Here is an 11,088-nt window from a genome sequence, read left to right on the forward strand (position 1 = left end):
CCGGCCCTCAGGCCATGCCCCTGGCCTTTCGAGCCAGTCAGCAACTGCAACTTGGAGTACGGCAGGAGCAGCAGCGGCTCGCCGGATACCTGGCGGATGAAGACCGGGTCGTGAAGGCGCTGCTCGACCCCAGCCAGCTGGAGCGCCTGGGCCCGGGGCACTACCGCTATGCCGTGAGTCGGCTTGAGGTGTTCCAGCTCAAGGTTCAGCCGGTGGTGGACCTGCGCACCCAGCTCCAGCCCGGGCGGCTGGAGCTGGTGGCCAGCGACTGCCAGCTGGAGGGCCTCGGCCTGGTGGAGGACTTCCAGCTCAGGCTGGGCTCCTGGCTGGAGGCGGGTGACGAGGGGCTCGAGGGCGAGGCCAACCTGGCCGTGAGCGTGGGCCAGCCCCAGCTGCTGCGGCTGATTCCCCACAAGGTGCTGGAGGCCACGGGGCGCTCGATCCTCGCCAGCATCCTGCTGGGTATCAAGGCCCGGGTGGGCCAGCAGCTGGTGGCCGACTTCGAGAGCTGGTGCCTCGAGCATCAGCGGCTGCCCTGAGGCCCGGCAGCCTGGCCTGGCCAGAGCTTGCGCAGGAAGCTGGTGCGGTGCAGGGGCGTGGGCCCCAGCTGCAGCAGGGCGGCCCGATGCTGCGGCGTGCCGTAGCCCACGTGGCGCTCCAGCCCGTAGCCCGGATAGGAGGCCGCCAGCTGGCGGATCAGCCCGTCGCGCGCCTGCTTGGCGAGCACGCTGGCCGCGGCGATCGCTGGCTGGCGACTGTCACCCCGCACCAGGCAGACCTGCTCTCCCGGCCAGCCCCGCAGGGGCAGCACCCCATCCACCAGCACCAGGCCAGGCACCGCAGGGAGCCGCTGCAGGGCCTGCAGCATGGCCGCCTCCGTGGCGTCACGAATGCCGTGCTGATCGATGCTGGCGGCCGAGGCCTGGCCCAGCCCCCAGGCCAGCGCAAGGCTCTCGATCTGAGGCACCAGGATGGCGCGGCGCCTGGGGGAGAGCTTCTTGCTGTCGGTGAGGCCCTGGGTCAGCAGGGTGTCCGCTGCAGTGGAGTCGAGCACCACGGCGGCGGCGAACACGGGGCCGAACAGGCAGCCCCGGCCCACTTCATCCACCCCGGCGCAACGGCCGGGGGGCCATCCCAGCCAGGGATCCTCGGCCAACGTGCCTAGACGGCAGCGGAGGAGCGGCGGCGGCGGCGGCGTGGTTCGCCCCCATCAGCAGCCGCTTCCGCCGTGGGCGTCAGCACGGCCGCAGCCTGGGGCGCCGCGGAGGCGTCAGCCGCTCTGCGGCGGCTGCGGCCACGGCTGGGAGCGGCCACCGGGGCGGTTGTGTCGGCTGGAGCTTCGCCGGCGGCGGCACTCGGAACCGACACGGTGAGCACGGTTTCCTCAGCCACCCCGGGCTCCGGCAGGGGGGTGATCTCCACGGGTGCGGGCACCGGAGCAGCCACAGGGGCCGCCGCCGTTGCCGTGCCTGCCTGGGCCGACTCCTCGGCTGAGCCCTGGCCGTCACGGCTGCCTCGGCCGCCCCGACCTCGCCGCCGCCGCGAGCCGCTGGCGGCCAGATCCTGGCGGGCCGCCTCCAGCACGGTGTTGGCATCTTCGCCGGGGCGCACCACCCGCACCACCGCTGCTTCAGCCGCTTCCGGGTTGTCCAGCAGCAGGGCTGGATTCAGGCCCAGCCAACCGTACACCTCCTCCTGGTCTTCGCTCATGGACACCACCAGCACCTCCGGTTCCGGGCGCCGCTGGCTCGCTTCCGTGGCGGGCCTGGGGCTGTCAGAGGTGTTGTGAGCGGTGGCGTAGGCGGCGTCCTGGTCGAGCAACGGGGCCACAGGCACGAACACCGTGGCATCGGAGGGCTCGCCCTGGCCGCGGCCGCCACCACGGCCGCCGCGGCGCCGCCGGCTGCCATGGCCGTTGCCGTTCTCCGAGGGCGCGGCCGTGGTGGCTGTCTCGCCGCGGGCCGCCGGTGCCGCCGCCCGCACCAGTCCAGCGGCACTGGCCAGGGGCTGCAGGCTGTCCCGGCCGGGCAGCACAGCCACATGGCCCAGTCCGCCACAGCTGGGGCAGGCGCGGCCGAACAGCTCGTAGACGTTCTGGCCCTGGCGCTTGCGGGTGAGCTCCACCAGGCCCAGTTCCGTGAGCTGGGCGATCTGGGGACGGGCGGCGTCATCGCGGACCGCCTGGGTGAAGTGCTCCAGCACCTGCAGCTGATCGCGGCGCAACTCCATATCGATGAAGTCGATCACCACCACACCGCCGATGTTGCGCAGCTTCAGCTGGCGGGCAATCTCGACGGCCGCTTCACAGTTGGTCCAGAGCACCGTTTCGCGGGCGTTGGCCGAACGGGTGAACGAGCCCGAGTTCACGTCGATGACGGTGAGGGCCTCGGTGGGTTCGATGATCACGTAGCCGCCCGAGGGCAGGTCCACCCTGGGCTTGAGGGCGTCGTGGATGGCGGCGTTGACCCGGAAGGCATCCAGGATGTCGGTGGGAGCGGCATGGGCCTCCACCAGCACGTTGCCGTGATCAGAGCCGAGGAAGGCCCGGGCCCGGCCCACCCCCTCGCTGCTGTCAACCACCACCCGCAGCAGGTCGGGGCTGTAGAGGTCGCGCAGGATGCGATGGATGAAGTCTTCGTCGCGGTTGAGCAGCACCGGTGGGGTGGCGTCCTCGGCTGCCGTCTGGATGGCCTCCCACTGGCGCAGCAGCGACTCGAGGTCGTCGATCAGCAAGTCCTCGCTGACCCCTTCGGCCTCCGTGCGGATCAGCAGGCCGGCCCCGGGGGGCTTGATCAGCACCCCCAGGGCTCTCAGCCGGTTGCGCTCGTTGTCGCCGTCGACGCGCCTGGAGATGCTCACCCCCTGGCCGTGGGGCTGGAGCACCAGGTAGCGGCCGGGCAGGGAGAGGTTGCCGGTGAGCCGGGGCCCCTTGTTACCGGTGGGCTCCTTCATCACCTGCACCAGCACCTTCTGGCGGGGCTCCAGCATCTCGGTGATGCCGTGGGCGCCTTTGCGGAGCTTCAGAGGGCCGAGGTCGGTGACATGAATGAAGCCGTTCTTCTCGCTCTCGCCGATATTGACGAAGGCGGCATCGATGCCGGGAAGCACGTTTTCAATGGTGCCGAGGTAGACATCTCCGATCTGATAGCGGCCCTGAGCCACGATCAATTCATCAACACGTTCGTCGTTGAGCACCGCGGCGATGCGCAGTTGCTCGGCAATGACGATCTGCTGGGGCATGGGGAATGGGGTGGACCCGATCGGGGTCCTGCCAGGGGATGAGGCAGGCCTGCAGGCCGATGACAGACCTGCGGACCAGAGGGCTGAACGAAATGCGGGAGGGCAGGGCCAGGCCCTGCCTTGGCCGCCATGGAGCGGGAATGGCGCGAAGCTGCGCAATGCTGCTGGAAGATCTCCATGCCCCTTGGGCACGGCTGCTTTCAATGGGTTGAAAACATGAAAGCGGGGGGCGAAATCCAGGGACTGAACCCCGGAGCAGGACAGGCCAACGGAGGTGCCTGCCGACTGCGGTCTGCGCTGAAAAAGCTCTGGGTGCTGCGGAATCGCGGCGAAAGCTTACAGGCAAACGGCCTGTCGCCTTGGCTGCAAATTAGCATGGTGGCCTGGCCGCTTTTGCGTCGGTCTGGCGCCGCGTTCAGGCGGTAGGGCCGCGCAGCGTCAGGGCCGTGCGCTCCATGCTGCCGCAGGCCAGGGGTAGCCCCAGCTGTTCTGCCATCCAGTGGGCCAGCTGGTCCGGCCGCAGGCTGCGGCCGCTGGAATCGATGGCGGCCTCGAGCGCGAACCAGGCCGAGCCTGAGCCGGCAGCAGCTGCGGGCTGGGGGGAGAGCCAGCGGAGATCCCGCAGCACTGGGCGGCAGTCACGGCTGCGGGGCCGGCCTTTCTTGTCGGTGTCGTGCCACGGCAGGGTGTCGGCGTCCAGCAGCGCGGCCATCGCCTGCTGCCAGCGCTCCGGGCCGGGCAGCGCCACCCCCGCCGGCGGCCGCAGCTCCAGCCGCCAGTGGGAGGCCTCCAGCTCCTGGGAGAGGCTGGGGCCGAAGCTGGGCACCTCGGCCACCGAGAGCAGCTGCAACGTGCCCGGCAACTGCTGCTGCAGCCGCAGCCGCGCTTCAGCGGGATCCAGCCGCTCGGTGAACTCGAGGTCGAGCCATTCGCCCAGGCCCGCCACCCCAAGCGGCAGCGCCAGGGCCAGCTGCAGCCGTGGCAGCGGGTGGAAGCCCCCGCTGAAGCTCACCGGCAGGCCGCTGCGGCGCAGGGCCCGCTCCAGCAGCCGCAGGGTGTCGAGGTGGCTGATCAGAGCGAGGCTGCCGGTCTTGGCGAAGCCGAAGCGCAGCCGCTGCACCCGCTCGGAGGCGGGGGCCCGCGGCGGCAGCTGGGGTGGCACCGGAGGCGCCGGGATCACCACGTTGTGGCCCAGCTCCGGACCGCACACCCCGCAGCTGCTGCAGCCCTCGAAGGAGCAGTCCGGCACCACGGTGGCGGCCAGGGCCCGCTGCAGGTCTTCGGCGAGCCAACGCTTGTCGACGCCGGTGTCGATGTGATCCCAGGGCAGGCTCTGGCGGCAGAAGGCATCGAGATCATCGGGGCTGAGGGCCTCGGCGGCGCTCCAGGCCCCCATCTCCAGGGCGCGGTAACGGCCCCCCAGGCCCGCCGCCTCGATCGCAGCGGTCCAGGCGGCATGGCTGCGCTCCGCCGACTCAAACCAGGCGTCCAGGCCGGCGCCGGCCCGCCAGGCCGCCTCGATCACCGGCGCCAGGCGCCGATCGCCCCGGCCCACGAAGTCTTCGACGGCGGAGAGGCGCAGGTCAGTGGTGTTGGTCTTGACGCCGCGCAGCTGGCGCAGGGCCTGGCGCACCAGCACCTGGCGACGCCGCAGCTCCTCGCCGCTGACACTGTGCCACTGGAACGGGGTATGGGGCTTGGGCGTGAAGGTGCTGATCGTGAGATTCAGCTCCAGGCGGCCCAGATCGCGGCACTGCTCCTGCAGAGCGCGGCAGGTGTCGGCGATGCCGAGCACATCCGCATCGCTCTCGCCAGGCAGGCCGATCATGAAGTAGAGCTTCACCTTGCGGTAGCCGTTCTGCATGGCCGTGCGCAGGCCGCGCAGCAGCTCGGCGTCGGTGAGGCCCTTGTTGACGATGTCGCGCAGGCGCTGGCTGCCGGCCTCCGGGGCAAAGGTGAGCCCCGCCCTGCGGGTGCCACCGAGGATGTGGGCGATGTCGTCGTCGAAGCGATCCACCCGCTGGCTGGGCAGGGTGAGGCTCACGTTCTGCTCAGCCAGGCGGTTGCGCAGTTCCACCCCCACCGCCGGCAGGGCCAGGTAGTCGGAGCAGCTGAGCGAGAGCAGGGAGAAATCGCTGTAGCCGGTGCGGCGCATCCCCTCCTCCACCGCCTCGATCACCGCCTCGGGCTCCACGTCCCGGGCCGGGCGCGTGAGCATGCCGGGCTGACAGAAACGGCAGCCGCGGGTGCAGCCCCGGCGGATCTCCACCGTGAGGCGGTCGTGAACGGTTTCGATGTGGGGCACCAGCCCCATGGCGTAGTGGGGCATGGGCGTGGCGGTGCGCCGCTGGATCCGCGGTGGCAGCCCGGGCTCCAGCGGCACGATCGCCACCCCATCGGGGCCCGGGCCGTAGAGGGCGGGCACGTACACGCCCGGCACCTGGGCCAGATCCCGCAGGGTGTCGCGGCGGCTGAGGCCGGCCGCCTTGGCCTCGGCCACCACCAGGCCGATCTCCGGCAGCAGCTCCTCGCCATCGCCCAGGGCAATGAAATCGAAGAAGGCGGCGAAGGGTTCGGGGTTGCTGGTGGCCGTGGGCCCACCGGCGAAGATCAGCGGCGGCGCCTCCGGGTGGCCCAGGGGCAGATCGCCGCGCTGGTCGGCGCGCAGGGGCAAGCGGGCCAGGTCCAGCATCTCGAGGATGTTGGTGCCCCCGAGCTCGTAGCTGAGGCTGAAACCGAGGATGTCGAAGGCTGGCAGGGGGCGGCGGCTCTCCACCGCGAAGAGAGCCTGCTGGCGCTGGCGCAGCCGCTCGGCCAGGTCGGGCGCCGGCAGGTAGGCGCGGTCGCAGAGCTGGCCGGGAACGGCGTTGAGCAGGGAATAGAGAATGATGTGGCCCAGGTTGCTGGCCCCCACCTCGTAGACCTCGGGGTAGGTGAGGGCCCAGCGCACGGCGGCCGCCTGCCAGTCGCGGGGCTCCACGCCGAGCTCGTTGCCGAGGTAACGGGCCGGCTTGCTGATCGAGAGGTCGATCAGGGCGTCGAAGTCGATCGGCTCGGTCGCCGCGGCCACGACAGTCGAGGAGGCAGTCATGGTGGCGCGGGCAGGCCTGGCCCGATGGTATGCAGCCCGGGACCACGCGACAGCCACCTGGCGTAGCAGGATGCCGCCTGGAGTTCGGCAGCAACCCTGTGGTGCAGGTCAACGGCAACTACCTCAAGCTCAAGGCGGGGTACCTGTTTCCAGAGATCGCCCGGAGGGTGAAGGCCTTCGGCGAAGCCCATCCCGATGCCGCCCTGATCCGCCTCGGCATCGGTGATGTGACCGAACCGCTGCCGCAGGCCTGCCGCAACGCCATGAAGGCGGCGATCGATGCCATGGGCACCGCCGAGGGCTTCCATGGCTATGGCCCGGAACAGGGCTATGGCTGGCTGCGCGAGGCGATCGCCCGCCACGACTTCCAGGCCCGCGGCTGCCAGGTGAGTGCCGAGGAGATCTTCGTCTCCGACGGCTCCAAGTGCGACAGCAGCAACATCCTCGACATCCTCGGACCGGACAACCGCATCGCCGTGACCGATCCGGTGTACCCGGTGTATGTGGACAGCAACGTGATGGCGGGCCGCACCGGTGAAGCCGATGCCGGTGGACGCTACGGCGGCCTCACCTACCTGCCGATCAGCGCCGAGAACAGCTTCACGGCCCAGATCCCCGCAGAACCGGTGGATCTGATCTATCTCTGCTTCCCCAACAACCCCACCGGCGCGGTGGCCAGCCGCCAGCAGCTGCAGGCCTGGGTGGACTATGCCCGCGCCCACGGCGCCCTGATCCTGTTCGACGCCGCCTACGAGGCCTTCATCCAGGATCCGGAGCTGCCCCATTCGATCTACGAGATCGAGGGGGCCCGCGAGTGCGCGATCGAGTTCCGCTCCTTCTCCAAGAACGCCGGCTTCACCGGCACCCGCTGTGCCTTCACGGTGGTGCCCCGTGGGCTGAGGGGCCAGGCGGCCAATGGCGAAGCGGTGGAGCTGTGGGGCCTGTGGAACCGGCGCCAGAGCACCAAGTTCAACGGCGTCAGCTACATCGTGCAGCGCGGGGCCGAGGCGGTGTATTCCGCCGAGGGGCAGGCCCAGGTGAAGGCACTGGTGGCCTTCTACATGGAAAACGCCGCGATCATCCGGCGCGAGCTGACGGCAGCCGGACTGCAGGTGTTCGGCGGCGAGCAGGCGCCCTATGTATGGCTCAAAACGCCCGCCGGACTCGACTCGTGGGGCTTCTTCGACAAGCTGCTGAGCCAGGCCCACGTGGTGGGCACCCCCGGCAGCGGTTTCGGCGCCGCCGGAGAGGGCTATTTCCGCCTCTCTGCCTTCAACAGCCGCGCCAATGTGGATGAGGCCATGCAGCGGATCCACAGCCTGTGATCCCGTCCTTAAATAGAGCAGTCGTGACCCAGGAGGCAGCCATGCGAACCACAGCCACGGCGGCCCCGGGCCGCGAGAGCGGCGGTGCCGCGGTGATGGAGAAGGCACCGCAGCGGGTGCGCAAACCCTCGCCCCGCTACAAGGTGCTGCTCCACAACGACCCCGTCAACGCGATGGACTACGTGGTCACCACCCTGCGCCAGGTGGTGCCCTCGCTCAGTGAGCAGGATGCGATCGCGGTGATGCTGGAGGCCCACAACACCGGCGTGGGCCTGGTGATCGTGTGCGATCTGGAGCCGGCGGAGTTCTACTGCGAAACCCTCAAAGGCAAGGGGCTCACCAGCAGCCTCGAACCGGAAACCTGATGGCGGCGCCAGGCCCAGCCGGGCCTGCACCCATGCTGCGCTGGTGGAGCACGGTGCTCTACGTGCCGGGGCTCTACATCACCGGCTTCCTGCTCTCCAGGCCCCTCGCCTGGGCGGCCCCAGCCTGGCGCCCCGACCAGGTGGACCTGGCCGGAGTGTCGCTCTCGTTTGCCCTGCTGCTGGCCACCCTGCCCTGGCGGCTGCGGACCGCCTGGGGAGCGACGCAGCCCTGGAGGACCCTTGGTCTGGCCGTCAGCCCCGGCCAGGCGCTGGCCGGCATCGCCATGGGGCTGACCAAGGCCATCGCCCTGCTGCTCCTGGTGAGCCTGGCGCTGCTGTTCAGCCAGCAGGCCCGCTGGCAGGGGGCAACGGATGCTGGCCTGCTCGCCAATGCTCTGCTGCTGGCCTGCGGGGTGGGTCTGGCCGAGGAGCTGCTGTTTCGCGGCTGGCTCTGGGGGGAGCTGCGGCTGCGGCTGAACGGTCAGCGGGCGCTGCTGGCGCAGGCCCTGGTGTTCGGCCTGGTGCACCCCTGGTACCGGGAACCCGGCCTGCTGGCCCTCAGCCTGCTGGGCGCCCTCACCCTGCTGGGGGTGGTGCTGGCCAGGGAGCGGGAGCTGGGCAAGGGCGCGCTGTGGGGGCCGGCGGCGCTGCACGGCGGCCTGGTGGGCGGCTGGTTCCTGCTGCAGAACGGGCTGCTGACGGTGTCTGCCCAGGCGCCGGGCTGGTGGGCCGGGCCCAGCGGAATGACCTCAGGCACCAATCCCCTGGGGGGCGCGATCGGCTGGCTGGGGCTGCTGGGGCTGCTGCTCTACCAGCAACGGCGTGGCCACAGCCTGGGTCGCTGAGCTCAGGCCTGGTGTCATGAAGCCCTCGGCGGTGGGGCCTGCCGCACCGCCCGGAAGCGTCTCATGGCTTGGCCACGGGTTGATCGCCATGCCGCGGGAAGGTGATCGTGAATGTTGTGCCCACACCAGGCTCGCTGGCCACTGAGATCTGGCCGTGATGGCGGAGAACAATTTCCTGGGCGATGGCCAGGCCCAGGCCGGTGCCACCCAGGGCCCGGGAACGGGACTTTTCGACGCGGTAAAAGCGCTCAAACAAGTGGGGCAGGTGCTCTGGCGGGATGCCGATGCCCGTATCCCGAAGGATGACCTGGACGCCGGCCTCAGTGGCGCGTGCCTGCAAGCTGACTTCACCAGCAGCCGGAGTGTGCTTCACAGCATTATCCAGGAGGTTCAGAAACAAGCGGATTAAATGGTCAGGGAATCCCTGGATCTGAAGTGCAGGGGCAAGGTCTGTGGTCAGCTGTAGCTGGCGCAGATCAGCCAGGGGCTGAATCTGGGCAGCCGATTCAGCCAATAGGGTTCCCAAGTCAACCGGTTCCATCGGTCCACCGATGTGATTCTGCTCGAGGCGAGAAAGCAGCAGCAGATCATTGCTGAGCCGGATCAAGCGGTCCACTTCCTGGCCAATCGCCTTGAGCGTCTCCTCATAGGTTTCTACTGTGCGGAGCTGGCTCAGGGTGACCTGCAACCGCCCCTTCATGGCCGTCAGGGGGGTGCGGAGCTCATGGGATGCATCTGCCGTGAAACGCCTCTCGTGCTCAAAGGTGGCCTGGATGGAATCCAGCATGCCGTCAAAGAGTGTGGCCAGCCGCGCCAGTTCATCATCCGCACTGCTCTTGTAGTGGATGCGCTGGGCGAGATCACCACTCACCCGAATACGCTGAATCGTTCTAGTGATCTGGGCAATGGGCTGCAGGGCACGGTTGGCGAGAAACAGACCGCCAAGGGCAATCATGCCAAGCAGGATGGGCAGCTTGAGGAGATTGCGCTGAAACACCCTGGCCAAGGTGGCGTCCATGGGCCTGAGAGATTGAGCCACCTTCAGCCAGCCTGAGGGTTCACCCTCCTTGCTCAGAAGTTCCTTTGTATAGATTCGCCAGCGCCCACTGGGCTTGGCCAGGGTGTTATACCCAGGCTTGAGGTTGGATGTGTTGAGGGATGAGAGCGAATCTCCAAACTGCTCTTTCACCGAACCATCCAGACTGATCAGATAGATCTCTACGCCTGCATCATTAAGCAGGGAAGCCAACAGCGGCGCATCCCGGCGAGGATCAAACACCAGGGCATCAACCTCATCATCGAGGTTTTTGCGTGCCTGAATCGCACTGACTTCCAGTGAACGGTCAATCTGGGCAAGCAGAGTCTGGCGAAACTCAAGATAAGTGTACCCATCCGAAACGAGCATCGAAATACCGGCCAGCAGGCTGTACCAGACCACCAGCCTCAGGCGCAGACTCTGCCGGGGCTTTCGCGGCTTCATCAGCATCTAGGCATGGAAGAAAAAGGCATCAGAGGGCAAACTCATTCGGCAGGAGAAGGGTCCACATTGGCGTTGATAGAATAACCGACGCCACGAACAGTCCTGATCAGCGAAGGTGACCCCTGTTGATCAATTTTCCGGCGCAGGTAGCCAACATAGACATCAATAACCTTGAAGTCGCCATAGAAGTCAAAACTCCAGACATGCTGGGCAATCTGAGTGCGACTGAGAACGTGATCTGCATTGCGCATCAGGTATTCCAGCAGGGAGTACTCCCGTGGGCTGAGATCAATCTGGTGCTCATCCCGCTTGACGATCCTGTGGGCTGTGTCCATCTGCAGATCACCCACTTTGAGCACAACATCCGCATGCAGAGGCGGGCGCCTCAGCAAGGCCCGCAGGCGCGCCAGCAGCTCTGTGAAATCAAATGGTTTGGTCAGGTAGTCATCAGCCCCTGCATCCAGACCCAGCACCCGGTCTTCGACGGTATCCAGGGCCGTGAGCAGCAGCACCGGGGTCTGAAGCCCCCGCTGGCGCAGGATCTTCAGGACGCTCAGGCCATCCTGGCCGGGCAGCAGCACATCCAGCACGATGGCATCGTAATCAGCAGCCTCGGCAAACCGCACGCCTTCGGGGCCATCAGAAGCCACATCAATGGCATAGCCAGCCTCGCTCAGTCCTTGCTGAATGAACCTGGAGATCCCAGAATCATCTTCAATCAATAGAATTCGCATCGCATCCT

At 68.1% G+C, this 11,088-nt stretch carries 9 protein-coding genes; 4 read left to right on the forward strand and 5 right to left on the reverse strand.

The window, feature by feature from the left end; translation table 11 throughout:
- Positions 1–14 precede the first annotated feature (14 nt).
- Positions 15–539, forward strand: a complete 525-nt coding sequence (locus CyaNS01_RS12405) for a DUF1997 domain-containing protein (protein ID WP_186697331.1) — start codon at positions 15–17, stop codon at positions 537–539.
- On the opposite strand, the gene CyaNS01_RS12410 is transcribed toward CyaNS01_RS12405, so the two are convergent.
- The 3 genes from CyaNS01_RS12410 to CyaNS01_RS12420 form a co-directional block, all read right to left on the reverse strand.
- Complete coding sequence (locus CyaNS01_RS12410; RefSeq protein ID WP_186697332.1) at positions 524–1,156, reverse strand: ribonuclease HII; 633 nt, start codon at positions 1,154–1,156, stop codon at positions 524–526. The two genes, CyaNS01_RS12405 and CyaNS01_RS12410, sit on opposite strands and share 16 nt — an antisense overlap.
- A 5-nt stretch (positions 1,157–1,161) precedes the next feature.
- Positions 1,162–3,240 (reverse strand): Rne/Rng family ribonuclease, encoded by a 2,079-nt coding sequence (locus tag CyaNS01_RS12415; protein WP_186697333.1) that lies wholly within the window; start codon positions 3,238–3,240, stop codon positions 1,162–1,164.
- A 415-nt stretch (positions 3,241–3,655) separates the two neighbouring features.
- Positions 3,656–6,331, reverse strand: a complete 2,676-nt coding sequence (locus CyaNS01_RS12420) for a TIGR03960 family B12-binding radical SAM protein (RefSeq protein WP_186697334.1) — start codon at positions 6,329–6,331, stop codon at positions 3,656–3,658.
- A gap of 98 nt (positions 6,332–6,429) precedes the next feature.
- Here CyaNS01_RS12420 and CyaNS01_RS12425 point away from each other — a divergent pair, with 98 nt between their 5' ends.
- From CyaNS01_RS12425 to CyaNS01_RS12435, 3 genes are read left to right on the forward strand one after another with little or no spacing between them, the layout of a single operon-like run.
- Positions 6,430–7,656 carry an LL-diaminopimelate aminotransferase gene (locus CyaNS01_RS12425; protein ID WP_186697335.1) on the forward strand — a complete coding sequence of 409 codons (1,227 nt, stop codon included), beginning with the start codon at positions 6,430–6,432 and terminating at the stop codon, positions 7,654–7,656.
- Positions 7,657–7,697: 41 nt separating this feature from the next.
- Positions 7,698–8,021, forward strand: a complete 324-nt coding sequence (clpS, locus tag CyaNS01_RS12430; RefSeq protein WP_186697336.1) for an ATP-dependent Clp protease adapter ClpS — start codon at positions 7,698–7,700, stop codon at positions 8,019–8,021.
- A 32-nt stretch (positions 8,022–8,053) separates the two neighbouring features.
- A complete protein-coding gene (locus CyaNS01_RS12435; protein ID WP_186697337.1) occupies positions 8,054–8,866 on the forward strand; it encodes a CPBP family intramembrane glutamic endopeptidase in 813 nt (270 codons plus the stop codon).
- Positions 8,867–8,927: 61 nt separating this feature from the next.
- On the opposite strand, the gene CyaNS01_RS12440 is transcribed toward CyaNS01_RS12435, so the two are convergent.
- Both CyaNS01_RS12440 and CyaNS01_RS12445 read right to left on the reverse strand, forming a co-directional pair.
- The gene (locus CyaNS01_RS12440) at positions 8,928–10,352 is read right to left on the reverse strand and encodes a cell wall metabolism sensor histidine kinase WalK (RefSeq protein WP_225875671.1); all 1,425 of its coding nucleotides are present in this window, start codon (positions 10,350–10,352) and stop codon (positions 8,928–8,930) included.
- A gap of 35 nt (positions 10,353–10,387) precedes the next feature.
- Positions 10,388–11,080 carry a response regulator transcription factor gene (locus CyaNS01_RS12445; protein WP_186697338.1) on the reverse strand — a complete coding sequence of 231 codons (693 nt, stop codon included), beginning with the start codon at positions 11,078–11,080 and terminating at the stop codon, positions 10,388–10,390.
- Positions 11,081–11,088: the final 8 nt, after the last annotated feature.

The sequence above is a fragment of the Cyanobium sp. NS01 genome, assembly GCF_014280235.1.
In the GTDB taxonomy this organism is placed as follows: Bacteria; Cyanobacteriota; Cyanobacteriia; order PCC-6307; family Cyanobiaceae; genus NIES-981.

What these genes read in the sequence shown, in the direction of transcription:
- CyaNS01_RS12405 (WP_186697331.1), top strand. Translation starts at nt 15, where the DNA reads ATGCCCCTGGCCTTTCGAGCCAGTCAGCAACTGCAACTTGGAGTACGG.
- CyaNS01_RS12415 (WP_186697333.1), bottom strand. Translation starts at nt 3,240, where the DNA reads ATGCCCCAGCAGATCGTCATTGCCGAGCAACTGCGCATCGCCGCGGTG.
- CyaNS01_RS12420 (WP_186697334.1), bottom strand. Translation starts at nt 6,331, where the DNA reads ATGACTGCCTCCTCGACTGTCGTGGCCGCGGCGACCGAGCCGATCGAC.
- clpS (WP_186697336.1), top strand. Translation starts at nt 7,698, where the DNA reads ATGCGAACCACAGCCACGGCGGCCCCGGGCCGCGAGAGCGGCGGTGCC.
- CyaNS01_RS12435 (WP_186697337.1), top strand. Translation starts at nt 8,054, where the DNA reads ATGCTGCGCTGGTGGAGCACGGTGCTCTACGTGCCGGGGCTCTACATC.
- CyaNS01_RS12440 (WP_225875671.1), bottom strand. Translation starts at nt 10,352, where the DNA reads ATGCTGATGAAGCCGCGAAAGCCCCGGCAGAGTCTGCGCCTGAGGCTG.
- CyaNS01_RS12445 (WP_186697338.1), bottom strand. Translation starts at nt 11,080, where the DNA reads ATGCGAATTCTATTGATTGAAGATGATTCTGGGATCTCCAGGTTCATT.